This is a genomic window from Bacteroides ovatus (assembly GCF_001314995.1).
Classification (GTDB): domain Bacteria; phylum Bacteroidota; class Bacteroidia; order Bacteroidales; family Bacteroidaceae; genus Bacteroides; species Bacteroides ovatus.
Genome location: NZ_CP012938.1, coordinates 106,669 through 131,826 on the forward strand (window position 1 = coordinate 106,669; position 25,158 = coordinate 131,826).

The window sequence follows — 25,158 nt, forward strand, 5'->3', positions numbered from 1 at the left end:
AATGGTAAAACACATTGTATTATTTAAGTTAAAAGACGAAGTTCCTGCTGAAGAGAAACTGGAAGTCATGACTAAATTCAAGGAAGCGATAGAAGCTCTTCCTGCTAAAATTTCTGTAATTCGCAAAGTGGAGGTCGGATTGAATATGAATCCTGGTGAAACATGGAATATTGCGCTTTACAGTGAGTTTGATACACTAGAAGATGTTAAATTCTACGCAACACATCCCGATCACGTAGCTGCCGGAAAGATTCTGGCTGAAACGAAGGAGAGTCGTGCGTGCGTAGACTATGAATTATAAACCCCAAAAATAAAGATGAGAAAAATAATTTCTTTCCTGCTTTTAAGCTTTGTTGTATATGCATTGCAAGCGCAGATCAAAGATCCGGTAAAGTTTAAAACAGAGCTGACAGCTCTCTCCGATACGGAGGCAGAGGTGGTGTTTACAGCTACCATGGATAAAGGTTGGCATGTTTATTCTACCGATCTGGGAGATGGCGGCCCTATTTCCGCAACATTCAATGTTGATAATAAATCGGGTGTCGAGCTTGTAGGCAAACTGAAGCCTGTAGGCAAAGAAGTATCTACTTTCGATAAATTGTTCGAAATGAAGGTACGCTATTTCGAGAATACAGCAAAGTTTGTGCAGAAAGTAAAATTCACGGGTGGAGCTTACGCAATCGAAGGTTATCTGGAATATGGAGCTTGTGATGACGAGAGTTGTCTGCCTCCTACTCAGGTGCCGTTTAAGTATTCCGGAGTAGCAAAAGCCGGAAATGCCGCTGCAACAAAAACAGAGCAACCGGAACAAAAGGTAGTGGATAAGCAAAAAGAAGAACCCGTTCCTGCTGTTACGAAAGATTCTTCTGCGATGATGGAACTGGTGCCTGCAACTACAACCGAAGTTGCTACGGATATTCAGCCTGCTGTTGCATCGGGTGATCTTTGGAAACCGGTAATCAGTGATTTACAAGCTTTAGGAGAAGAACATGGTCAGGAAGATATGTCCTGGATATATATTTTCATTACTGGTTTTCTGGGTGGATTATTGGCATTGTTTACCCCTTGTGTATGGCCGATTATTCCGATGACAGTCAGTTTCTTCTTAAAACGTAGTAAAGACAAAAAGAAAGGAATTCGTGATGCGTGGACATACGGTGCATCTATTGTAGTGATTTATGTGGCATTGGGCTTGGCTATTACTTTGATTTTCGGAGCCAGTGCATTAAACGCTTTATCTACCAATGCTATTTTCAACATTCTCTTCTTCCTGATGCTGGTGATTTTTGCTGCTTCATTCTTTGGAGCGTTTGAAATCAGGCTGCCGTCGAAGTGGGGAAATGCAGTAGATAGCAAAGCTGAATCTACGACCGGATTGCTAAGTATTTTCCTGATGGCTTTCACGCTTTCATTGGTATCTTTCTCTTGTACAGGTCCGATTATCGGCTTCTTGCTGGTACAGGTATCTACAACAGGAAGCGTAGTTGCTCCGGCAATCGGTATGTTAGGATTTGCCATCGCTTTGGCATTGCCGTTCACACTCTTCGCCCTGTTCCCGTCTTGGCTGAAATCGATGCCAAAATCCGGCGGATGGATGAATGTTATCAAGGTTACGCTGGGTTTCCTCGAATTAGCATTTGCACTTAAATTCTTGTCAGTTGCTGATTTGGCTTATGGTTGGAGATTGCTTGACCGCGAAACATTCCTGGCTTTATGGATTGTCATCTTTGCTTTGCTTGGATTCTACCTGTTGGGCAAGATCAAATTCCCGCACGATGACGATGATAATAAGGTGGGAGTAACCCGCTTCTTTATGGCGTTAATCTCTTTAGCATTTGCCGTATATATGGTTCCCGGTTTGTGGGGAGCACCATTGAAAGCCGTATCTGCATTTGCTCCGCCTATGCAGACGCAAGATTTCAATCTGCATAAGAATGATGTACACGCGAAATTCGATGACTATGATTTAGGAATGGAATATGCCCGTCTGAACGGAAAACCGGTTATGCTCGACTTTACCGGATATGGTTGCGTAAACTGCCGTAAGATGGAAGCAGCGGTATGGACTGACCCGAAAGTGAGTGATTTGATTAATAACGACTACGTATTGATTACACTTTATGTAGATAATAAAACTCCGTTGACTGAACCTGTGAAGATTATCGAAAACGGTACAGAACGTACTTTGCGTACTGTCGGTGATAAATGGAGCTATCTGCAACGTGTGAAATTCGGAGCTAATGCCCAGCCTTTCTATGTATTGCTGGACAATCAGGGTAAACCGTTGAATAAGTCGTATGCTTATAACGAAGATATTCCTAAGTATATTGAATTCTTACAGACCGGATTGGAGAATTATAAGAAAGGAAAATAACGATTTCTCCGATAATGACCAATCTTGGACAATGAATAAAAAAGCGGTTTCATCTTTTCGATGAGGCCGCTTTTTGAATAGAATAAATTGAAATTTTAGCGAAAATTACATGGGTACTTCTATTAATAGAAGTTGGGTTCCTTTTAATATATGTATCGGGAATTCTTTTGTATCCCAAACACCGATACCATCACGTTTGGACAGCCGTTCTTCCGCCACTGTGATTTCTCCTTCAAGTACGAAGATATATACTCCGTTACCTTCCTGATGCATCTTATATTCGATTGTTTTTTCCGTATCGAAACTTCCCATAGAGAACCATGCATCTTGTTTGATAGAAGCTGGAGTCTTCCCGTTCGGAGACAGGATTAGCGCCAGTTCATTTGGTTTCAGGAGCGGACGAATATCGAAGTTGTTATACTCCGGTTTGGTGTTTTCAACTCGTGGAAATACCCATATCTGCAGGAATTCCAGTTGTTCTTTATCACTGCCATTGTATTCACTGTGATAAATGCCGCTGCCTGTACTCATAACCTGAATATCACCCGGAGTGATGGTTTTTGTGTTTTGTACACTGTCACCATGTTTCAGGTAACCTTTCAGAGGGATGGAAATCACTTCCATATTTTTATGCGGATGTGTATCGAATCCCATAGACGGGTCTACACTGTCATCGTTCAGCACTCGTAATGCTCCGAAATGAATTCTTTCCGGATTATAATAGTTGGCAAAACTGAATGTGTGATGGGTCTTGAGCCAGCCGTGATTGAAATAGCCTCTTGATGAAGCTCTGTCGATTACTTTTTTCATAATCTTCCTTTCTTTTTTAATAGAACTTTGGTGTGCGTCTTATTTGCACTTTACTATTACTAATAACAATGGAAAGGTAGATAAAGTTCTTAACGGGAGATTTAATAAGAAGGGAGCTTTATTTTTTTATTTCAGAAAAAATACATACGTTTGTAACATCATAACAATACCTTTGTGGCCAAAAATAAAGAAAGTATGTACGCAACAGACACTCTAATGGATGAACGGGAAGTGGTTCTCCGTCTGATAGACGGAGATGAAGAGGCCTTTTGCGAACTTTATGCCGCTTATAAGAATCGTTTGCTCTACTTCGCCCTGAAATTCGTCAAGTCGCATGAATTTGCGGAGGATATATTTCAGGATGCGTTTACGGTAGTTTGGCAAACCCGTCGTTTCATCAATCCCGAAGCCTCTTTTTCTTCCTATCTTTATACTATTGTACGTAATCGTATTTTGAATCAGTTGCGGGATATGGCTAATGAAGATCAGCTGAAAGAGCAGATTCTTTCTCAAGCGATCGATTCAGCGAACGAAACGAATAATCATATTCTGCTCAATGATTTGAAAGAGATTATTGCCCGTGCATTGGAGCAATTAACGCCCCGCCAGCGTGAGGTATTTAAAATGAGCCGTGAACTACAGATGTCTCATAAAGAAATAGCCGAAGCATTGGGCGTTTCAGTTCATACAGTGCAAGAACATATTTCTCTTTCTCTAAAAGTGATTCGTTCCTATTTGACTAAATATTCAAGTACATCAGCCGATGTACTTTTGATTCTATTGTGCTTGAATTTATAATAAATGTTAATCACACCCTAGCTCTTTCTTACTTTTGTGTATTACTTATACAAAGGGAAGGAAATTAATATCCTTATATTGAATATATGATGAAAGATACTAAAACAGAAAAAGATAAATTGCATCGTTACCTGGATGATCTTTATACCCGGGATGATGCTTCACAGTTGTTGCAAAGTATTAAGGATTCAGAAAACCAAGATATATTGAACGAACTGGCAGCAGAGGTTTGGGAAGAATCCGGGAACCTGCAACCTGGTAATGATTTGGAGCGGGAAAAATATAAGAGAGAGGCACGCCAATTACTGAAGCGTATTGAACACAAAAAACGTACATGGTTCCGCCGGGCTTCTGTGGTGGCAGTCAGTACAGCGGCTGTAATAGCCATTATCATAGGGAGTGTCAACTTTTTCCGGTATATGAATGAACAACAGGTCACATTGGCTGAAATTACCACTTCCTTTGGTGAGAAAAGACAAGTGACTTTGCCGGACGGGACTCTTTTGGTTCTGAACTCTTGTTCGCAAGTGCGTTATCCGGATCGTTTTGTTGGAGATCTCCGTGAAGTGGAACTTGAAGGAGAGGGATATTTCCGTGTTGCCCGTAATGAAAAGATGCCATTTGTTGTGAGGACGAAGCGACTGGATGTTCAGGTGTTAGGTACCCGGTTTGATGTAAAATCCTATTCAACAGATGAAATAGTGTCTGTGAGTGTGGAGAGTGGTAAGGTGCAGGTCGATTTGCCGGAAGCGATGATGAGGTTGACTGCTAAAGAACAGGTGCTTATCAATACTGTTTCCGGAGAATATAGTAAGAAAACAGAGGATAGGGGAGTGGCTGTCTGGATGAAAGGTGGGTTACGCTTTTACAGTACACCTATCCGCGATGTGGCAAAAGAACTGGAACGGGTATATAATTGCCGGATTACTTTTGCTCCCGGTCAGGATTTCAACAACTTGATTACCGGCGAACATGATAACAAGAGTCTGGAAGCGGTACTTAAATCCATTGAATTTATCAGCGGTGATATCAAATATAAGAAAGAGGGCATCAATGTACTTCTTTATAAAGAATGAGATGAATAATAGATAATGTTCAACCTTTTAAAAAATAATAGATGAAAACAGCTCCTTCATGAACCTCCCCAAAATGATAGAAGCACTCCAAAGGAATGCCTCTATCCGCAATCCGGACGGATATTCATAAGCTTCGACCCAAATGAATAACGTATCGCGCATTGCTTGTTTTTAATAACTTTAGTCAATTACTAAAACGCACAAATTTATGAATAATCTTCTTATTTGTAAAGGGATAAGTAAAAATAGCTGTTCGTTTTTAGCTTTTTTACTATTCACCTTCATTTTAATAGCTCCGGCTGCTGCTCAGACATTGAAAGAGCATGATATTACGCTTCGTGTGCAAAACGAGCCGGTAGAGAGTGTTTTCAATAAAATCAGCAAACAGACTAATTTTAAGTTTCTCTATGATCAGGAGACGGTGAACAAGGCTCCGAGAGTTTCTTTCGACATTAAAAATGCTTCATTAAAACAGATTCTGGGAGAAATTACTTCCCAGGCCAAGCTTTATTTCAATAGGACCGATCATACAATTGCTGTCAGCAAACAGCCGCTTAAGAAAGAAGAAACTGCTCAACGTGCACGCACTATCCAGGGAATAGTTGCAGATGATAAAGGAGAACCGGTGATTGGTGCCAGTGTGCAGATTAAGGGAGAAGGCAGTGGTACGATTACCGATATTGACGGACGTTATTCATTAATGAATGTACCGGAGTCTGCAACATTGACTATTTCTTATATTGGATATAAAACGGTAAATATCTCTGCAAAGGATAAAAATACGGCGAAAATCACGTTGGTAGAAGATAGTAAGATGATTGATGAGGTAGTAGTGGTGGGATATGGAGTTCAGAGAAAAAGAGACGTCTCTACTTCTATTTCTTCCGTGAAAGCTGAACAAATTGCGGATGTTTCTGCTTCAGACTTTCGTCAGGCGTTGGCAGGTAAGATGCCGGGGGTACAGGTTACACAGCCAAGTGGTGATCCGGAGGGAAGTGTAAGTATCCGTGTTCGTGGTATCAGTACGGTTAATGCCGGTAGTGATCCTCTTTATATTATTGATGGCGTGCCGGTGGAACGTGGATTTGCCAATCTGAATAATAATGATGTCGAATCTGTGGAAGTTTTGAAAGATGCTTCGTCGGCAGCTATTTATGGTAGTCGCGGTTCCAACGGTGTAATTATTATCACGACCAAGCAGGGACAGTCGGAAAAGATGAAAGTGCAGTATGATGGATATTATGGTATCCAGAGTGTTTCGAAGAAACTTTCAATGATGAATGCATATCAGTTTGCCGAATTTGCAAAGGATGGTCATGACAACGCTTATCTGGATGCTAATCCCGGAGGTTCACCGGATGACCCGAATGGAATGCGCCCGAATTCATGGGAACGTATTCCTACCGAACTCTTTCCCTATCTGAATGGTGATAAGGGGTTGACGGATACGGATTGGCAAGATGCTATTTTTCGTACTGCTGCTACTACCAGCCACAATGTTTCTATTTCCGGCAGAGGAAAGACAGTCGGCTATTTCATTTCAGCCAACTATTATGATAAAGAAGGTATTATAATTAATTCCGACTTTAAGAAATATAGTATGCGTATGAATTTGGACGGGAAATATAAAAGACTGAAATTCGGTCTGAATTTCTCTCCTTCCTATTCTACTTCCAATCGGGTAGATGCTTCCGGATCTAATGGTATTGTGCAATCGGCATTGATGATGCCTCCGGTATGGCCGGTGTATAATGCGGATGGCAGCTATAATTATCAGGGAAATGGCTATTGGAGAATTGGGAATGACTATCAGCATAATGCCGTATTGAACCCGGTAGCCATGGCAAACTTACAATCGGATGTCGTAGACCGTATGGCGATTGTCGGAAAAGTTTTTGCTGAATTGGAGTTGTATAAGGGGCTTACTTATAACATTTCTTTTGGTGGCGATTATTATGGTTCGCATAATGACCAATATCGTTCTTCGGAACTTCCTTTATTGGGACAAAAGTATTATGATGTAAAGTCAAATCCGACAGCCTACAGTTCATCAGGTTTTTATTTCAACTGGTTGGTGGAGAATAAAATCAATTATAACACAACGATTAAAGATGCTCATTCTATCAATGTGGTCTTAGTACAGTCGGCTCAAAAAGAGACATATAAAGGAGATAATGTGACGGCGACCGATTTCCCGAACGACTATATACAAACAATTTCCGGAGGTACGGTGACGAAAGGTGCATCTGATAAAACCCAATGGACGATTGCTTCTTATCTGGCGCGTATGCAGTATAGCTATAAAGGTAAATATATGGCTTCGGCAGCTATTCGTGCAGACGGTTCTTCCCGTTTTGGCAAGAATAACCGGTGGGGATATTTTCCTTCAGCTTCTTTGGCGTGGAGAATAAGCGGAGAAGACTTCTTTATGAAGGCTAAGTGTCTGTCGTTTGTTGATGATTTGAAGTTAAGAGCGAGTTATGGAGTGACCGGTAACTTCCAGATTGGCAATTATGATCATTTGTCTCTGATGGCTTCCGATAACTATATACTCGGTACAGGCAATGGGCAGTTGGTGAATGGATATAAACCTAGTACCATAAAGAATGAGGATTTGAGTTGGGAAAAGAATGCGATGGTGAATGTGGGTGTTGATTTGCAGATGTTCAAAGGATTGCTGGGATTAACTGTGGATTATTATAATACCAATACCTCTAATATGTTGTTGAATGTACCAGTTCCCCACCTGACCGGATATAGCACTGCATTGATGAATATCGGTAAAGTGAATAATAGGGGATGGGAAGTTGCTTTGACCTCACAGAAGAATATAACTAAAGATTTCGGTTATTCGTTTAATGCTAATTATGCCACTAATACGAACGAAGTGAAGGCACTCGGTCCGGGTAATGCTCCTATCATATCTACCGGTAGCGTAGATCATGCTTATTACATAACGAAAGTCGGTGAACCCATCGGATGTTATTATCTGTTGGTGCAGGATGGAATTTTCTCCAATGAAGAAGAATTAAAAAAGTATCCTCATTTCAGCAATACCCAGCCGGGAGATTTCCGCTTTGTGGATGTAGACGGGGATGGAGTGATGGATTTGGATAAAGATCGTACAATCGTGGGTAACTATATGCCCGATTTTACCTATGGGTTTGGTGGTAAAGTCTGGTTTAAGGGATTTGACCTTGATTTTAATTTTCAAGGAGTATATGGCAATGAGATTCTGAATCTGAATCGTCGTTACATTGATAATCTGGAAGGTAATACCAATGGCACCACTATAGCCTTGAATCGTTGGAAAAGTCCGGAAGATCCGGGAAACGGTCAGGTGAACCGTGCCAATCGTAAGTCAAAGGGTTATAATGGTCGTACTTCAACTTGGCATCTTGAAGATGGTTCTTATCTGCGACTGCAGAATGTGACACTAGGATATACTTTGCCGAAGAACTTGACTCAATGCTTTTTCGTGGAAAAATTAAGAGTTTACGTTTCCGGACAAAATTTATGGACTTCGACTAATTATAGCGGATATAATCCGGAAGTAAATGCACGTCCGAGTAATTCTCTTTCACCGGGTGAGGATTATGGAACTTATCCATTAGCTAAAACATTCTTGTTTGGGCTAAACATAACACTTTAATCATCCTTTAAAATACACGTTATATGAAAAAATATAAACTAATACTATTCCTATCAACTGCCTTGTTATCAGTTGCTTGTACAGATAGTTTCTTCGATTTGGAACCGAGTAGCAGTGTGCCTACCGACAAGGTATATAAGACAGCGGAAGATTTTAATGTAGCTGTGATAGGATGTTACTCCAAATTGCAGACACAAGTTTCCTATTTTACAGAGTGTTGCGAATATCGGAGTGATAATTTGACATTGAGTGCGCCCACTGCCGGAACACAAGATCGTTATGATATCGATCAGTTTGCAGATAAAGCCTCTAACGGAATTTTGGAAGATGCCTGGGCGAACTTTAATAATGGAGTCTATCGTTGCAATCTTGTATTAGATAGAATTGATGAGGCCAACTTCGACGCAACTCTGAAAAAACAATATAAAGGCGAAGCTCTTTTTATCCGTGCCCTTACTTATTTTAATATGTATCGTTTATGGGGAGGGATACCGATGACTAATAAAGTGGTGACGGTGGCTGAAGCTCTTAAAATCGGGCGCAGTTCCGATCAACAGGTTTATGATTTTCTTGTCGGTGATTTGAATCAGGTTATTAATGAAAATATGTTGCCGTCTTCTTATATAAGTGCCGATATGGGACGAGTGACTTCCGGTGCTGCAATGGCATTGCTCGGCAAGATTTACCTGACTTTCCATAAATGGACGGAGGCTCGCAATGTGCTATCTCAACTAGTGGGTCGGTATTCTTTAATGACTACCCCCGAACAGGTGTTTGACGTGAACAATAAAATGAACGATGAGATTATTTTTGCTGTTCGCTTTAATAAGGATGTTGAAGGAGAAGGACATGGATATTGGTTCTCTATTATTAATCTGACTGATGATACCAATCAGACAAAGTCTCTGAAAGAGTGCTACAAAGATGGGGATAAGCGCAAGAATCTGATTACCTATGTAAAGGTGGAAGATAAAGTATGCGTGATGAATAAATTTAAGGATGTCAAAAGTGCGACCTATAATACAGTCGGTAATGACCAGATTATTCTCCGTTATGCCGATGTGCTGTTAATGTACGCTGAAGCTTTGAATGAAATCAGTTATAGTAATTTGCAGAATTCAGAAGCTATGGTTGCTTTGAATGCTGTGCATACTCGTGCCGGATTGTCTCCGCTTCAGATAACAGAGCTGCCCGATCAGGATAGCTTCCGTAAAGCGATTATGTTGGAACGTCAACAGGAGTTTCCTTATGAAGGACAGCGTTGGTTTGATTTGGTACGTATGGGAGGTGCTAAGGAGGCTATGAAAGCAGAAGGACATATTATTCAGGACTATCAATTCCTGTATCCTATTCCAAAAACAGAGTTGGAAAGAATAAACAACACAGAACTGTTGTGGCAGAATACGGGATATTAATAGGATTAAACTAAAAGAAATCAAACGATGAAAAAAATACTATATAGCTTGTTGTTTATTTTCACGGTAGTCTTTACTGCTTGTGAAGAAGATCTGCCAAAGGCAAGTTTCGATTTATATGAACTGAAGTCACTAACGGCAACAGCCGGAGATATGAATGTGACTCTTTCCTGGGAAGCATACGAGAATGCCCGTCCGAATGAATATTTGATTCTTTGGACTTCCGGATCATCAGAAGCGGAAGGAGGCGAGATGACTGTGGATGCAAAAACAATGACTGCCACTATCAATAATCTGGTGAACGATGTTGCTTACACTTTTTCTGTGCAACCTCGTTATGCGGGAGGATTGGCCAGTAAAACTACTGCTGCCTGTACACCGAAGAATGCAAGATATCCGATTTCTGATCTGACGGCAGCAGCCGGCAATGAAAGAGTGCGTTTGAGATGGACGAAACCTGCAAGTGAACGTTTCACTCGCTATCAGGTTACCGTGAATCCCGGTAATCAGATTATCAATCTGGATGATACTTCATTGGAAGAATACATCGTTGATGGTTTGACTAACGATCAGGAATATACATTCAATGTAGTCTGTGTTTATCCTACAGGCAATTCTATTGCGGTGGAAACTTCTGCTACTCCCGGATTGATCTATCCTATTCTCGCTAGTACGGAACTGGTTGTGTGGGAGCCTTCTACCTTTGCTTATAACGATATGTATTTCATGGCTGGTGAAGTGAAATCGGTAAGTTGGGATTTTGGTGATGGTACGACATCGGGAGAAAACAATCCGGTGCATGCTTTTACTACTACCGGTACTTATACAGTGGCTGTAACGGTGACTTATGTTAATAATACCACCGAGTCGGGCAGTCTGACTGTCACGGTCGGCAATTATAAATGGAATTCTGTCGATTTGAACTTCGGTGGACTTACCGGATATGTAAAGACCTCCAATCCGGTGTTCTCTCCGGATGGAAAAACAATGTATATCCCGACATCTACTCCTGCGGGTCATTTATTTGCTATTGACGTAGTGAGCGGTGAATTCAAGTGGGTGTTTGCTATCAGTCAGATAACTTATGGCGGAGGTGCGTTGGTGGCTCCTGATGGTACAATCTATCAGTGTGTAAGAAATGCCACTATTAATAATGTATATGCTATTAATCCGAACGGAACTCAAAAGTGGGCAGTAAAATTGGATGCTGCGATAGGAGCTTTCCCTGCATTGTCGGCCGATGGTGTTCTTTACTGTCTCACCAATAAGAGTACGTTGTATGCGCTGGATGCATCCAGTGGTGCTATTAAATGGCAACAATCGCTTGACGGAGCAACCGGTAGTGCTGTGGCTATTGATAAAGCCGGAAATGTTTATGCAGGTACAAGTGCAGCCATTTATTCTTTTAAACCGAATAAAGAGCAGAATTGGAAATTGGAAGAAGTGAATGTGACAGAACAGGCTACGTTTGCTTTGAAGGATCAGGTACTTTATGCGACTTTGAAAAACGGAGGACTCGTTGCTGTTGATATGACAAACGGAACAAAGAAATGGACGTATCCGACTACAAAAGGAGATGCTTATTTCCCGATTGCTGATAAAAATGGCAATGTCTATTTTACTGAAAAAGGATCGCAGACTGTTCATGCAGTAAATGCCAGCGGATCTAAAATCTGGGAGAAAAATGTGGGTAACAATTTGAACTACAGTGGAGGTGCTTTGAGTACGGATGGTATTCTTTATATAGGTACCCAATCGAATAACAAAGTGCTGGGACTTGACATCACTAATGGAAACATTGTTTTTGAAGAGACTGTGGGACAACAGGTCATGGCAGCTGTTAGCATTGGTCCGGACAGACGGCTTTATTGCGGAACGATCGGATCTAATAATATCGGTTCGATAAAGGCTTTTGCTGTCAATAAGACATTAGCAACAGACTCCTGGAGTATTCGTGGTGGTGATATTCAAGGTACAAACCGTCAAAAGTAAGCGATAATGAGAGTTCCTGTTTTTATCTTATTTATGGCGATGACAATGGGTTTATATGCACAGAAATATAAAGTAGGTACGACTACAGCTTTGTGGAAAGTACCTGCTTCCACAGACTTTTCTCAAGCTCGGTCTGTGGGGGTAGAGTATGTGGAAGTAGCATTTAACCAGTGTTATAGAGGAGTTCCGGCAGATGAAGTTGTTCCTCGTATCCGGGATATGAAAGCAAAAATTGATAGTGCCGGTATCAAGGTCTGGTCTATACATCTTCCTTTCTCACGCATGTTGGACATATCGGTGCTGGATGAAAAGAAAAGGAAAGAAAATGTAGATTTTATGGCGGAGATGATTGGACAGTGTGCTCAATTTCAGCCGAAATGTTTGGTATTGCATCCTAGTTCTGAGCCTATTACTGACAGTATTCGGGCACAAAGAATAACTAACGCTTCCAGGTCTATCGCTTATCTGAAAAAATATGCGGATCAAATAGGAGCACAGTTGTGCATCGAAAATCTGCCGAGAACTTGCCTGGGTAATACTCCTGAAGAGCTTTTGGAGATGATCAAAGATATTCCGGGTGTGAAGGTTTGTTTTGATACCAATCATTATACTAAAGGGACGACAGGGCATTTTGTAGAAACTGTTGGTGAACGTATAGGTACTATACACGCTTCGGACTTTGATTTTGTCAACGAGTGTCATTGGCTTCCTACACAAGGTGACATTCAATGGGGAAAGTTAATGCATGCACTCGAAGGAATCGGCTATGAAGGGGTTTTCATGTATGAAGCTACCAAAGACCATGAAAACGACAATACGCGTCCGACACCGGAACGGGTGGTTGAGACTTTCAATAAAATAATTAATGACTATAAAAATCAGAAATAAGATGGATATAATAAGAAAAATACAATATTTACTGTTTTGTCTTTTGGCAATAGGTTTTGTTGCTTGTGATGATGATGACAACAACAGTACCGAAACTGGTCATGAAGGAATTCTTACGCAATTGGCAGAGGAAGTAGATGCCACTGCACAACAGTTGTGGAGTTCTTCTCCTTTGATTGTCAATACCGGACGTACCACTACTTTGACCAAGATCCAGGGATATGCGGATAAGTGTAAAGATGATTATTTCATCAGTTATCTGAATGGCTTCGATCAGGCAAGTACGAGTATGGAAAAGTGTGATCCGATTATCTATTTTTATCGGAGTGCATTTGATCGTGTAATGGATGGAATTAAAAACTCAAAAGTAGAAAATGGTACGGCAGCGATCTGGTTACTCTATAATATGGGGTATGTGGTAAAAACTCCGTCAGGATGTTTTGCTATTGACATTTCTCATCGTTGGGCGAAAGAGCTGGCACCTTATATTGATTTTCTCTGTGTTACACACAAGCACTCCGATCATTATAGTAATGATCTTATCCAGGCTATGTTTGATTTAGGTAAACCGGTGTTATCCAACTATTTGAAAGACACGACATATCCTTATACTGCAAAGGGGGATAAAGATTATGAAATTGGAAAATTCAAGATTAAAACCTGTATCACTGACCATAACAATGCCGGGTTATCTAATTTTGTGACTGTGTTTTCAATCGATTGTGGGGAAGATACCGGTAATTTCGTTTTTATGCATGTAGGAGACTCTAACTATAAACCGGAACAATATACGAATCTGGCTTCTCATGTGAATGTTTTGATACCGCGTTATGCTCCCAATGCTCTGACCGAAAATAATATTCTGGGTTCAGGTGCGGGACAGGTGGAGCCCGATTATGTCTTGTTATCACATATCTTGGAACTGGCTCATGCAGGTGTTGATGAATCAAGATGGTCATTGGATATGGCACTCGAACGGGCTTCGAAGATTAACTGTGAACAGACTTATGTACCAATGTGGGGAGAAAAACTAGTCTGGAAAAACAATAAACTGAATTAAAATTCTTAATGCTTGAACTTATGAAACGGATATGTAACTTCATACTTCTTCTGTGTTTGGTGCAACTGGCTGTTGCTCAAAATAGAATAGCTGAAATCAGAGAAAATCTGCTGGGAAATCATCCAGATAAAATATTGGTTGTATCCCACCGGGCTGACTGGCGTAATGCCCCGGAAAACTCATTGCAAGGTATACAGAATTGCATTGATATGGGTGTCGATATGGTGGAGATCGATTTGAAACGAACCAAAGACGGACATTTAGTAGTGATGCATGATAAAACGATCAATCGTACCATGTCTGGAAAAGGACTGGTGGAAGATTATACATTGGCCGAATTGAAAGCAATGCGTCTTAAAAATGGAGTAGCTTGTAAGACAAGACATCAGATTCCTACATTGGAAGAAGTGATGTTGCTCTGCAAAGGTAAGATCATGGTAAATATTGATAAGGGGTATGATTATTTTCAGGAAGCTTATATTGTACTCGAAAAGACGGGAACGGTTGACCAGTGTGTTATCAAAGCCGGCCTTCCTTATGAACAAGTGAAAGCCGAAAACGGTGCTGTATTGGATAAAGTGATTTTTATGCCTATTGTACAGTTGCATAAAAAAGGAGCCGAAGCTATTATTGACAGTTACAAGATTCACATGAAGCCTGCTGCTTATGAGTTAGTGTTTGATAATGATAGTCCTGAGGTGCTTAACCTGATAAAAAAAGTGCGTGATACGGGTTCTAAGTTGTTTATAAACTCTCTTTGGCCCGAATTATGTGGTGGTCATGATGACGACCGTGCAGTAGAACTTCATCAACCGGATGAAAGCTGGGGATGGATCATTAATCAGGGAGCCAAATTAATTCAAACTGACCGTCCTGCCCTCTTATTGGAGTATCTGCGCAAAAAGAAACTTCACGACTAAATAGACTTTTTCATGTTGAAACAACTTATAAACTTTTACAAGGTCTCTTCACCGAGACCTTGTAACGGGGAAGCTTTGTCTTCATCCGGCTCACAACATCTTCATTCCGATGCCCGTCGTCTGAAATACCTGAAATGGTCTACTTTTCTTTCAGCCACTTTCGGTTACGGCATGTACTATGTTTGTCGTCTTAGCCTGAATGTCGTGAAGAAGCCCATCGTAGATGAAGGAATTTTCTCCGAAACAGAACTGGGAATTATCGGTTCGGTATTGTTCTTTACTTACGCCCTTGGAAAATTTACGAATGGTTTTCTGGCCGACCGTAGCAATATCAACCGCTTTATGACTACCGGTTTACTGGTAACTGCTTTAGTGAACCTGTGCCTGGGTTTTACCCATTCTTTTATTCTGTTTGCTCTCCTTTGGGGGATTAGTGGCTGGTTTCAGTCTATGGGTGCTGCTTCTTGTGTAGTGGGACTTTCCCGTTGGTTCACGGACAAAGAACGAGGTTCCTATTACGGATTTTGGTCTGCCAGCCACAATATCGGTGAGGCGTTGACCTTCCTAATTGTTGCGTCTATCGTTAGTGTATTGGGGTGGAGATACGGTTTCTTCGGTGCCGGTATTGTTGGTTTGCTTGGTGCTTTAATTGTGTGGAAGTTCTTCCATGACACTCCCGAGAGTCAGGGCTTTCCTCCTGTAAATGTTCCCAAACAGAAAGAGGAGATGAGTGTGGTGGAAACGACAGACTTTAATAAAGCCCAACGCCAGGTATTGATGATGCCTGCCATCTGGATACTGGCTCTTTCGAGTGCTTTTATGTATATCAGTCGCTATGCTATCAATAGCTGGGGTGTTTTTTATCTAGAAGCGCAAAAAGGATATTCCACGTTGGATGCCAGCTTCATTATTTCCATTTGTCCAGTCTGTGGTATCGTAGGTACCATATTTTCGGGTGTTATTTCTGACAAGTTATTTGGCGGTTGTCGAAATGTTCCCGCCCTGATTTTCGGATTGATGAATGTTCTTGCACTTAGCCTGTTCTTGTTGGTTCCCGGCGTACACTTCTGGATAGATGTGTTGGCCATGGTTCTTTTCGGTTTGGGTATCGGAGTTCTCATTTGTTTTTTAGGTGGCCTGATGGCAGTCGATATTGCTCCTCGCAATGCGTCGGGAGCAGCATTGGGGGTAGTCGGCATTGCCAGTTATATTGGGGCCGGATTACAGGATGTAATGAGTGGTGTTCTGATAGAGGGGCAGAAGACGGTTCAGAATGGAGTCGATGTTTATGATTTCACTTATATCAATTGGTTCTGGATAGGAGCGGCTCTGCTGTCGGTATTCTTTGCATTATTGGTTTGGAATGCAAAATCAAAAGAGTCAGATTAGTTTCAGGTATATTAGGTTAGATTGAAAAACACTTGTTTCCAAAAGAGGATAACAAGTGTTTATTTTCAATGGTATCGGTTTTTATTTCGGGAAGTTCGTAGCTACGATTCTTCCCGAAATGTTTTATCATATTTACCTCGTCTCTACCAGCCAACGATTGATATTGCGAGTTTCCGCACTAAATTCCACTCCGATTTTTATTATTTCCCGATGGTCTTTCTGATAAGGAATCAGATATCCTTTCTCGTCAATTTGCTTCATCGCTTCTTCTGCTGTTCCATTTAATTTGAACTCAAACACATAGACATATTTCGGCGTTTTAACCATAGCATCGGCACGTCCACGGGTGCTGCGCACTTCCGCTTCCGTGAATTGTCCCATCAATTTGAATACGAGATAGAAGATAACCTGATAGTGGCGTTCAGTCTGGTCATTCAATTCATACGGAATATCGGCAAAGAAAGCTTCCAGACGGGTGAGGAAAGATTCGTAATCACCTTTCTCCAATTCATCAATGAATTTTCCAATATAAAATCCCTGATCATTGTTCTTCATCGGAGTGTAGAATGGCACAAGAAAGTTAATGAATCCGTAACGTACCTCATCGTTAGGAAAGTCAAGTAAATAATTATTAAACCGTCTGTCGTAATCCTTAATAGTCAAATATCCACTTTGATAAATCAGCGGTACGGGATTATTAGCATCCATTCTGTATTCTGCAAAAGAAGATGTAGGTGCTTCTATGCCATTTAATAAAGTACGGAGATCATACTCACTTTTTTGCAGTAGTTCAACCAAAAATGTCGGTGTGCCAGTCTGGAACCAATAGCTACCCAACTCCAGTTTGCTGAAAGCATTCAACACACTGAACGGATTGAATACTCCTGCACCATCCGGATGAAAATGATAGCCGTCATAGTTGCGTTCCATTGCTGTGACTACCTCTTCTGGAGTCTGATGATTTTTGTGCCCGAAAACTTCAATTTCGGGTTCGAAAGTACTCTTTAGTTCTTCACGGGTGATGCCGCAAAGTGTGGCGTAAGAATAGTCGAGACTAATATCATTCAACTGATTCAAATCGCTGAATACGCTGACTTGTGAGAACTTCGTAACTCCGGTCAGGAAAACAAAACGGAGATATGCGTCGGCGCTTTTTAGTACTCCATAAAAGGCTTTTAATGTCTGACGATAGTCTTCGAATAATTTCGGACGGGTAATAGCCTGCAAAAGCGGTTTGTCGTATTCGTCCACCAATACGACGACACCTTTTCCTGTTTTCAAGGAAGCTTGTTCGATTACATAACTAAAGCGCTCCTCAGGGCTACGGTCTTTTTTCTCATTGCCGTAAATAGCTTCCCATTTTTCTAAATATTGGTTTAGCATTGCAATTAAATCTGCTGCCGTTTCATATTTTTTGGCATTCAGATCAAGATGTAAAACAGGATGTTGTTCCCATTTCGTCTCCAGTTGTTCAATAGCCAAACCATCGAATAGCTCTTTTTTTCCTTGAAAATAAGCATCGAATGTAGAAATTAATAAGCTTTTACCAAAGCGACGCGGCCTGCTTAGAAAATATGGCTTTCCTAGGTTAGCCATACGCCATATAAGTGCTGTTTTATCCACATAAAGATAATTATCCTTCCGTATCCCTTCGAATGTCTGTATTCCAATAGGAAGTTTACGCATCAAGTTGTCCATATCCGATGATTTTAGAGTTTCTTAGGCAAAGATACAATATGCAAATGAGAATTTAGGCAGAAGACGAACATAATCTTTTCAGAATAAATTCAGTATTGTGCCTTTCTTTTGCCGGAGATAATTTGTTATCTTTGTAACTTTAACCCGAAAATCAATGAGTAGAATATTATTAAATACTAAGACTTGGCTATTATTTGTGCTGTTGCTTGGAATATCACTTTCTGCATGGGCACAAAGTGACGATTTTAATACATGGACTAAATTCAAGGTAAACCATAAGATAGATTCCCGGTTTTCAGTTTCAGGTGATTTGGAATTGCGCATGAAAGATGATGTGAGTAAATTGGATCGTTGGGGGCTGACTGTTGGCGGAAGTTACCGACCCTATTCATTTTTGAATCTGGGGGTTGGCTATGAAACCCATCTTCGGAATTTGGGTGACTCGGACTGGAAGTTCAGGCATCGCTATCATATAACTGCTACTGTCAGTTTTCGTTATCAATGGTTGAAAGTAGCTGTAAGGGAAAGATTTCAGCAGACTTTTGATCGTGGCAACTCTGAAACTCGTTTGCGTTCCCGCTTGAAATTATCTTATGCTCCTACAAAAGGAATTGTTTCTCCCTATTTCTCTGTTGAAATCTATCAGAGTTTGGATGACGTTTCTTTTTGGAGAGCCGATCGTATGCGTTATCGTCCCGGAGTAGAAATAGCTTTGGCCAAACGTTGGTCGTTGGATGCATTCTATTGTTATCAATATGCATCTTCGCAAGGCAGACACATTGCCGGAATAGAAGTGGGATATTCTTTCTGAAATTAGCAGGCTCTTAATATAATAATGTGAGAGTTTAATTCTTTGTTCCTGACTAGTCGTTTGTAACTTGTTGATTGTTTGCGTTATAGATGAAAATGTGAAATTTTCCTATAGAAACTATACTCCGACTTAATATAATTATATACTTTTGCTTTCAAGACATCAAAATGATATCTTGAAATTGATGATTCCTCAGTACAACAGACGTGTTGTTCAGTATCCCATAACCGAAAGCGAATACTTCCTCTTATGCTATTCTTTCTGTTCAATCAAAAGTTTCTATTGGAAAATTAAAAAATAAATATGATGAAACTATTTTATAACCTACAAAGGGGCGTGGGTTTACTTGTTTTTTGTACTATCTTGCTTAGTGCTTGTGTGAACCATATTTCGGAGGAAGAGGAGGATAGTGTTAATAATGGAGATATTCCATTGAAATTTATTGCCGATATTCGTGAATCAGTTGGTACCCGTATGGCAAATAATAACTTTGCTGAAGGGGATGAAGTCGGTCTGTTTGCTCTTGCCGGAACCACTACAATGCAAGAAGAACGTTATGTGGATAATCTTCATTTCATACGTTCATCCAATGGTGAGTTTGAATCTAACGAGTCGGTATACTATCCGGATGATGGAGTTACATTGAATTTAATCAGTTATTATCCTTATCAAAAGAGTGGCGTGGGGATAGGGGAGAGCACCATGCAGGTGGCGGTTTCAACGACTCAAAATATTCCTGACGATTATTCACATTCTGATTTCCTAATTGCTTCTAAAGAAGAGGTCTTAGCCAGTAAGGAGGCGGTCGCTCTGACCTATAATCATCAGTTTTTTCGTCTGAAAATTGTTCTTATTCCTGGAGAGGGGGAGAATTTGGAAGATATGTTATCCGTTAAGCCTACGCTTTCGGTGAGTGGCTTTTATACTAAAACAAGTTATGATTTTCAGAAAAAGACTTTCTCTGGTTATTCCGAAGAGAAAGATATTATTCCTGCAGGAGAATGGGAGATAAAAGACGGACGACTGATAGGAAAGGAATTTATTTTGATACCGCAGGAGGCGACTCCGGGATACCAATACATAACGTTGGAAGCTGCAGGAAAGCTATATATAAGCCCATTACCATCTACTTTACAATTAAAAAGTGGAAAGCAGCGCGAATTGGAAATAAAGTTTGTATCAGCCGAAGATGTATTAATGAGCAAAGTGAATGGGGAAATCGGAGATTGGGACGGAACCGAAATAGATCATACAGAATCAGTCACGCTTCATAAATACATAGATGTTTCGAAGTTAACTTTTGAAAAGTCGAATGTGTATAAAGTGTTACATTCGGGAAAGCAAGTAGCTGAAATATGTAAGGAGTATCTTGTTACTCCGGAATTTTCTTCGCAGGCAATCGTTGCCTATCCGATGAAAAAAGATGGTAGTGTGGACTTATCTCAAGGTGTTGTAGCACAGTTGCTAGGGAAATCCGGAAAAGTGAATGGAGGAAGCGTATCATGGAATATGGAAGATTACTCATTGGCCTATGTTGACGGAATTTTGCCGATTCGTAATAATGTATATGTGATGGCAAACGGAACCGTTTCTTTATCTGTTACGACAGCAGATGACGTACTATCTGTTTTGGCTTTGGAAGATATCGTTCGTGATGTACGTGGAGGAATCATTCATAATTATCCGTTAGTGAAGATTGGAACACAATATTGGATGCGGGATAATCTGGAGGCATCTTCGTATGTTGGCGGTGAAGCACTTCCCAGACTGGATGCAGTGACAGCGAATGTTGTCGGATATCTGCAATCTACTACGGAACACTATTTTTATACAGCTAATGTAGTACTTTCTAATAAAATTCTGCCTGCTCATTGGAGTATACCGGATTGGAAAGACTGGAACATTTTAAAAGACTATCTGAATGGAGAGGCTTCTTTGCTGAAATCAGGTACTTGGTTACCTTTGAAAGCGGGAGAACAGGTACAGCCTGCAACTAATTTATCCGGTTTTAATGGAATACCTGTAGGAATGTATGTGGGGGCTTTTCAAACTGATTACGAGAAAAAACATCTGGCATATTGGACACTGGATAATGCAAATGCCGCTATCGATATCAAGGTTTTCTATCTGAAAAGTGATACGGATATCATTGAAGAATCTAATGCAGGTGTTGATACAAAAGCCTTTGCCATTCGTTGCATCAGAAAGTAAATCGACGAAAAAGGCTTCTCTTTTCCATAAATTGCTTATATTTGGGAAGTAAAACTAACTAAAAGAGAGAACTATGAAGAAGATAATAAATCCCTGGAAAGGTTTGGAAGGGTACAACTGCTTTGGTTGTGCTTCCAATAATGAAGCCGGATTAAAAATGGAATTTTACGAAGATGGTGACGAAGTGGTAAGCATTTGGAAACCACGTCCCGAATATCAAGGCTGGATTGATACCTTGCATGGCGGTATTCAAGCTGTCTTGATGGATGAAATCTGTGCCTGGGTTATACTTCGTAAACTACAAACCACGGGGGTGACGTCGAAGATGGAAACTCGTTACCGAAAATCGATTGATACCAAAGATTCTCATATCGTATTACGCGCGTCTATTAAAGAGGTAAAGCGGAACATCGTTATTGTTGAAGCAAAGTTATATAATAAGGATGGAGAAGTCTGTACAGAATCAGTTTGTACTTACTTTACTTTCTCGAAAGAAAAGTCGAAAGATGAAATGCATTTTTCGAAATGTGATGTAGAATCGGAAGAGATATTACCATTAATTTGAAATAAAAACTTAAGTTTTTGTGATAAATGTTTGGTAGTATCAAACAAATACTTTACTTTTGTCGCAGTTAATAAAAGAAATATGAAATATACAGCTACACATCATCATCATCATTTTCCTAACGAATAATCGGTGGGCGTGGATGATATTGTGTATAACTATATAAACGATAACGAAGGCTTACCGAATGCGGTAAGCCTTTTTTGTTTTTCAACGCAGATTGTATTTGTAATTAATAATTAGTAATTAAATAAAGTCATGTTAAGAATCGCAGTACAAGCCAAAGGACGTCTCTTCGAAGAGACAATGGCACTTTTAGAAGAGTCAGATATCAAGTTAAGCACTACTAAACGTACCTTGTTGGTACAGTCTTCTAACTTTCCTATCGAAGTTCTATTTCTTCGTGATGATGATATTCCGCAAACGGTAGCTACCGGGGTAGCTGATTTGGGAATTGTTGGTGAGAACGAGTTTATGGAAAAGGAGGAAGATGCGGAAATTGTCAAACGTCTGGGATTCAGCAAATGTCGTCTGTCACTGGCTATGCCGAAGGATATTGAATATCCCGGTTTGTCATGGTTTGAAGGCAAGAAGATTGCTACCTCTTATCCGGTTATTCTTCGTAACTTCCTGAAAAAAAATAGCGTAAATGCCGAAATACATGTGATAACCGGTTCGGTAGAGGTGTCTCCGGGTATTGGATTGGCTGATGCCATTTTTGATATTGTAAGTTCCGGTTCTACTTTGGTCAGCAACCGCTTGAAAGAAGTGGAAGTTGTAATGAAGTCGGAAGCATTGTTGATTGGCAACAAGAACATGAGCGAAGAGAAAAAAGAAGTGCTCGAAGAATTGCTGTTCCGTATGAACGCAGTAAAAACAGCTGAAGATAAAAAATATGTATTGATGAATGCTCCAAAAGACAAACTGGAAGAAATCATAGCTGTATTGCCCGGTATGAAGAGTCCTACAGTGATGCCATTGGCACAGGAAGGCTGGTGTTCTGTTCATACAGTACTTGATGAAAAACGTTTTTGGGAAATTATCGGAAAATTGAAAGGACTGGGAGCAGAAGGTATTTTGGTACTGCCGATTGAAAAGATGATTGTATAAATAGATAGGAACGAAAATTCGTTCCTGATAAAATATGAACCATGAAATTGATTAAATATCCCTCAAAAGAGCAATGGACAGAACTTTTGAAACGTCCGGCACTAAATACGGAAAGTTTGTTCGATACTGTTCGTTCTATTATAAATAAGGTAAGGACAGAAGGCGATAAAGCAGTATTGGAATATGAGGCTGCTTTTGATAAAGTAACCTTGTCCGCACTTGCTGTGACTCCTGAAGAGGTTCAAGCCGCCGGGACATTAGTAAACGATGAACTAAAGGCTGCCATTTCTTTAGCTAAACAAAACATTGAAACATTCCACTCTTCCCAGCGTTTTGTCGGGAAGAAGGTAGAGACAATGAATGGGGTAACTTGCTGGCAAAAATCAGTGGGAATCGAAAAGGTCGGCTTATATATTCCGGGTGGAACAGCACCGCTTTTCTCAACTGTATTAATGTTGGCTGTTCCGGCTAAAATTGCAGGATGCAAGGAAATCGTACTTTGTACGCCTCCCGATAAAAATGGAAATATTCATCCGGCTATCCTTTTTGCTGCGCAATTGGCAGGTGTCAGCAAAATATTCAAGGCTGGTGGTGTGCAGGCTATTGCCGCTATGGCCTATGGAACGGAGAGTGTCCCCAAAGTATATAAGATATTTGGCCCCGGCAATCAATATGTGACAGCTGCCAAACAGTTGGTAAGCCTGCGTGATGTAGCTATTGATATGCCTGCCGGTCCTTCAGAAGTGGAAGTCTTGGCTGATGCATCTGCCAATCCGGTTTTTGTAGCAGCAGATCTTTTGTCACAGGCAGAACACGGAATAGATAGCCAGGCTATATTGATTACCACTTCCGAGAAACTTCAAACAGAGGTGATGGAAGAAGTGGAGCGTCAATTAGCAGAACTTCCCCGTCGTGAAATTGCGGCGAAATCACTGGAGAATAGTAAATTGATTTTAGTGAAGGATCTGGATGAAGCATTGGAACTGACTAACGCGTATGCTCCGGAACATCTAATCATAGAAACGGAGAACTATATGGAAGTGGCCGAACGTGTGATAAATGCAGGTTCTGTCTTCTTAGGTTCATTAACTCCCGAGAGTGCCGGCGACTATGCTTCCGGAACGAATCACACCCTGCCGACCAACGGTTATGCCAAAGCCTATAGCGGTGTAAGTCTGGATAGTTTTATCCGTAAGATTACATTTCAGGAAATCCTCCCGGAAGGAATAAAAGCTATCGGTCCTGCTATTGAAGAGATGGCGGCTAATGAACAGCTGGATGCACATAAAAATGCCGTCACAGTTCGTCTCAAAGCAATTCAAAATTCATAATTTAAAACTTAAAGAAGTGAAAACGTTACAAGAACTAACCCGACCGAATATCTGGAAATTAAAACCCTACTCTTCGGCACGAGATGAATATAAAGGAGTTACAGCCTCTGTTTTCCTGGATGCAAACGAAAACCCTTACAATACGCCTCATAATCGCTATCCGGATCCTATGCAGTGCGAACTGAAGACGTTGTTGTCGAAAATCAAAAAAGTATCTCCCAAGCATATTTTTCTTGGAAACGGTAGCGATGAAGCCATCGACTTGGTTTTTCGTGCATTCTGCGAACCGGGAAAAGATAATGTCGTAGCCATCGACCCTACTTATGGTATGTATCAGGTTTGTGCCGATGTGAACGATGTGGAATACCGGAAAGTATTACTGGATGATGACTTCCAGTTCTCTGCCGATAAACTGCTGTCGGCTACCGACGAACACACCAAATTGATTTTCCTTTGCTCGCCTAATAATCCAACAGGAAATGACTTGCTCCGTTCTGAAATTGTAAAGGTACTTTGTCAGTTCGAAGGATTGGTGATGTTGGATGAGGCTTACAATGATTTTTCCCAGGCTCCGTCTTTCCTCGAAGAGCTGGATAAATATCCCAACCTTGTCGTATTCCAAACATTCTCCAAGGCTTGGGGATGTGCTGCAATTCGCTTGGGAATGGCTTTTGCTTCCAAAGAAATTATAGACATTCTTAGTAAAATCAAATATCCCTATAATGTCAATCAGTTGACTCAACAACAAGCTATTTCTATGTTGCATAAGCACTATGAGATAGAACGTTGGGTGAAAACGTTGAAGGAAGAGCGTGATTATCTGGAAGCGGAATTTGAAAAACTTCCATGTACCATTAAACTGTTCCCGTCCGATGCGAATTTCTTTTTGGCAAAAGTGACGGATGCCGTGAAAATCTATAATTATTTGGTAGGGGAAGGAATAATAGTGCGTAATCGCCATAACATTTCACTTTGCTGCAACTGTTTGCGTGTGACTGTCGGTACTCGTGTCGAAAATAATACCCTATTGGCAGCTCTTAAAAACTATCAAGGATAAT

Annotated in this window: 19 protein-coding genes; 17 read left to right on the top strand and 2 right to left on the bottom strand. The window is 40.7% G+C overall.

Translation table 11 applies throughout. The features are described 5' to 3' along the window. Position 1: 1 nt before the first annotated feature. Positions 2–301 carry a Dabb family protein gene (locus Bovatus_RS00375; protein ID WP_004296927.1) on the top strand — a complete coding sequence of 100 codons (300 nt, stop codon included), beginning with the start codon at positions 2–4 and terminating at the stop codon, positions 299–301. Between the two features lie 15 nt (positions 302–316). Next, complete coding sequence (locus tag Bovatus_RS00380; RefSeq protein WP_004296926.1) at positions 317–2,374, top strand: protein-disulfide reductase DsbD family protein; 2,058 nt, start codon at positions 317–319, stop codon at positions 2,372–2,374. A gap of 105 nt (positions 2,375–2,479) precedes the next feature. Here Bovatus_RS00380 and Bovatus_RS00385 read toward each other — a convergent pair whose 3' ends face one another. Further along, the gene (locus tag Bovatus_RS00385; protein WP_004296925.1) at positions 2,480–3,184 is read right to left on the bottom strand and encodes a pirin family protein; all 705 of its coding nucleotides are present in this window, start codon (positions 3,182–3,184) and stop codon (positions 2,480–2,482) included. Between the two features lie 195 nt (positions 3,185–3,379). Between Bovatus_RS00385 and Bovatus_RS00390 the strand changes: the two genes are divergently transcribed. The 9 genes from Bovatus_RS00390 (at position 3,380) to Bovatus_RS00430 (ending at position 16,374) form a co-directional block, all read left to right on the top strand. Further along, positions 3,380–3,982 (top strand): RNA polymerase sigma-70 factor, encoded by a 603-nt coding sequence (locus Bovatus_RS00390; RefSeq protein ID WP_004319547.1) that lies wholly within the window; start codon positions 3,380–3,382, stop codon positions 3,980–3,982. A gap of 86 nt (positions 3,983–4,068) precedes the next feature. After that, on the top strand, positions 4,069–5,058 hold the full coding sequence (locus Bovatus_RS00395; protein ID WP_004296923.1) for a FecR family protein: 990 nt from the start codon (positions 4,069–4,071) through the stop codon (positions 5,056–5,058). Positions 5,059–5,266: 208 nt separating this feature from the next. Further along, positions 5,267–8,710 carry a TonB-dependent receptor gene (locus Bovatus_RS00400; RefSeq protein ID WP_004296921.1) on the top strand — a complete coding sequence of 1,148 codons (3,444 nt, stop codon included), beginning with the start codon at positions 5,267–5,269 and terminating at the stop codon, positions 8,708–8,710. 23 nt (positions 8,711–8,733) lie between these two features. Further along, positions 8,734–10,125, top strand: a complete 1,392-nt coding sequence (locus tag Bovatus_RS00405) for a RagB/SusD family nutrient uptake outer membrane protein (RefSeq protein ID WP_004296920.1) — start codon at positions 8,734–8,736, stop codon at positions 10,123–10,125. Positions 10,126–10,152: 27 nt separating this feature from the next. Next, positions 10,153–12,117, top strand: a complete 1,965-nt coding sequence (locus tag Bovatus_RS00410; protein ID WP_004296919.1) for an outer membrane protein assembly factor BamB family protein — start codon at positions 10,153–10,155, stop codon at positions 12,115–12,117. A gap of 6 nt (positions 12,118–12,123) precedes the next feature. After that, positions 12,124–13,005, top strand: a complete 882-nt coding sequence (locus tag Bovatus_RS00415; protein WP_004296918.1) for a sugar phosphate isomerase/epimerase family protein — start codon at positions 12,124–12,126, stop codon at positions 13,003–13,005. A gap of 1 nt (position 13,006) precedes the next feature. Beyond that, a complete protein-coding gene (locus tag Bovatus_RS00420) occupies positions 13,007–14,065 on the top strand; it encodes an MBL fold metallo-hydrolase (RefSeq protein WP_004319543.1) in 1,059 nt (352 codons plus the stop codon). Positions 14,066–14,085: 20 nt separating this feature from the next. Continuing rightward, positions 14,086–14,985 carry a glycerophosphodiester phosphodiesterase family protein gene (locus tag Bovatus_RS00425; RefSeq protein ID WP_004319541.1) on the top strand — a complete coding sequence of 300 codons (900 nt, stop codon included), beginning with the start codon at positions 14,086–14,088 and terminating at the stop codon, positions 14,983–14,985. 12 nt (positions 14,986–14,997) lie between these two features. Continuing rightward, positions 14,998–16,374 (top strand): MFS transporter, encoded by a 1,377-nt coding sequence (locus Bovatus_RS00430; protein WP_004319539.1) that lies wholly within the window; start codon positions 14,998–15,000, stop codon positions 16,372–16,374. Positions 16,375–16,506: 132 nt separating this feature from the next. Here the strand turns inward: Bovatus_RS00430 and Bovatus_RS00435 are convergent, their stop codons facing one another. Continuing rightward, positions 16,507–18,072, bottom strand: coding sequence for an ATP-binding protein (locus Bovatus_RS00435; protein ID WP_004296913.1), 1,566 nt, complete (start codon positions 18,070–18,072; stop codon positions 16,507–16,509). A gap of 154 nt (positions 18,073–18,226) precedes the next feature. Here Bovatus_RS00435 and Bovatus_RS00440 point away from each other — a divergent pair, with 154 nt between their 5' ends. The 6 genes from Bovatus_RS00440 to hisC all read left to right on the top strand — a co-directional run bounded on the left by Bovatus_RS00440 (position 18,227) and on the right by hisC (position 25,157). Further along, positions 18,227–18,883, top strand: a complete 657-nt coding sequence (locus Bovatus_RS00440) for a DUF2490 domain-containing protein (RefSeq protein WP_004296912.1) — start codon at positions 18,227–18,229, stop codon at positions 18,881–18,883. A 306-nt stretch (positions 18,884–19,189) separates the two neighbouring features. Then, positions 19,190–21,094, top strand: a complete 1,905-nt coding sequence (locus tag Bovatus_RS00445) for a fimbrillin family protein (RefSeq protein WP_032843764.1) — start codon at positions 19,190–19,192, stop codon at positions 21,092–21,094. 73 nt (positions 21,095–21,167) lie between these two features. Continuing rightward, positions 21,168–21,659 (top strand): PaaI family thioesterase, encoded by a 492-nt coding sequence (locus tag Bovatus_RS00450; RefSeq protein ID WP_004296910.1) that lies wholly within the window; start codon positions 21,168–21,170, stop codon positions 21,657–21,659. A gap of 258 nt (positions 21,660–21,917) precedes the next feature. Then, positions 21,918–22,769: an ATP phosphoribosyltransferase gene (gene hisG / locus Bovatus_RS00455; protein ID WP_004296908.1), complete on the top strand. Its 852-nt coding sequence runs from the start codon at positions 21,918–21,920 to the stop codon at positions 22,767–22,769. Between the two features lie 41 nt (positions 22,770–22,810). Then, positions 22,811–24,100, top strand: coding sequence for a histidinol dehydrogenase (gene hisD / locus Bovatus_RS00460; RefSeq protein WP_004296907.1), 1,290 nt, complete (start codon positions 22,811–22,813; stop codon positions 24,098–24,100). Then, on the top strand, positions 24,060–25,157 hold the full coding sequence (gene hisC / locus Bovatus_RS00465; protein ID WP_004296906.1) for a histidinol-phosphate transaminase: 1,098 nt from the start codon (positions 24,060–24,062) through the stop codon (positions 25,155–25,157). The genes hisD and hisC overlap by 41 nt, the downstream gene beginning before the upstream one ends. Position 25,158: the final 1 nt, after the last annotated feature.

What these genes read in the sequence shown, in the direction of transcription:
- Bovatus_RS00375 (WP_004296927.1), top strand. Translation starts at nt 2, where the DNA reads ATGGTAAAACACATTGTATTATTTAAGTTAAAAGACGAAGTTCCTGCT.
- Bovatus_RS00380 (WP_004296926.1), top strand. Translation starts at nt 317, where the DNA reads ATGAGAAAAATAATTTCTTTCCTGCTTTTAAGCTTTGTTGTATATGCA.
- Bovatus_RS00385 (WP_004296925.1), bottom strand. Translation starts at nt 3,184, where the DNA reads ATGAAAAAAGTAATCGACAGAGCTTCATCAAGAGGCTATTTCAATCAC.
- Bovatus_RS00390 (WP_004319547.1), top strand. Translation starts at nt 3,380, where the DNA reads ATGTACGCAACAGACACTCTAATGGATGAACGGGAAGTGGTTCTCCGT.
- Bovatus_RS00395 (WP_004296923.1), top strand. Translation starts at nt 4,069, where the DNA reads ATGATGAAAGATACTAAAACAGAAAAAGATAAATTGCATCGTTACCTG.
- Bovatus_RS00400 (WP_004296921.1), top strand. Translation starts at nt 5,267, where the DNA reads ATGAATAATCTTCTTATTTGTAAAGGGATAAGTAAAAATAGCTGTTCG.
- Bovatus_RS00405 (WP_004296920.1), top strand. Translation starts at nt 8,734, where the DNA reads ATGAAAAAATATAAACTAATACTATTCCTATCAACTGCCTTGTTATCA.
- Bovatus_RS00410 (WP_004296919.1), top strand. Translation starts at nt 10,153, where the DNA reads ATGAAAAAAATACTATATAGCTTGTTGTTTATTTTCACGGTAGTCTTT.
- Bovatus_RS00415 (WP_004296918.1), top strand. Translation starts at nt 12,124, where the DNA reads ATGAGAGTTCCTGTTTTTATCTTATTTATGGCGATGACAATGGGTTTA.
- Bovatus_RS00420 (WP_004319543.1), top strand. Translation starts at nt 13,007, where the DNA reads ATGGATATAATAAGAAAAATACAATATTTACTGTTTTGTCTTTTGGCA.
- Bovatus_RS00425 (WP_004319541.1), top strand. Translation starts at nt 14,086, where the DNA reads ATGAAACGGATATGTAACTTCATACTTCTTCTGTGTTTGGTGCAACTG.
- Bovatus_RS00430 (WP_004319539.1), top strand. Translation starts at nt 14,998, where the DNA reads ATGTTGAAACAACTTATAAACTTTTACAAGGTCTCTTCACCGAGACCT.
- Bovatus_RS00435 (WP_004296913.1), bottom strand. Translation starts at nt 18,072, where the DNA reads ATGGACAACTTGATGCGTAAACTTCCTATTGGAATACAGACATTCGAA.
- Bovatus_RS00440 (WP_004296912.1), top strand. Translation starts at nt 18,227, where the DNA reads ATGAGTAGAATATTATTAAATACTAAGACTTGGCTATTATTTGTGCTG.
- Bovatus_RS00445 (WP_032843764.1), top strand. Translation starts at nt 19,190, where the DNA reads ATGAAACTATTTTATAACCTACAAAGGGGCGTGGGTTTACTTGTTTTT.
- Bovatus_RS00450 (WP_004296910.1), top strand. Translation starts at nt 21,168, where the DNA reads ATGAAGAAGATAATAAATCCCTGGAAAGGTTTGGAAGGGTACAACTGC.
- hisG (WP_004296908.1), top strand. Translation starts at nt 21,918, where the DNA reads ATGTTAAGAATCGCAGTACAAGCCAAAGGACGTCTCTTCGAAGAGACA.
- hisD (WP_004296907.1), top strand. Translation starts at nt 22,811, where the DNA reads ATGAAATTGATTAAATATCCCTCAAAAGAGCAATGGACAGAACTTTTG.
- hisC (WP_004296906.1), top strand. Translation starts at nt 24,060, where the DNA reads ATGCCGTCACAGTTCGTCTCAAAGCAATTCAAAATTCATAATTTAAAA.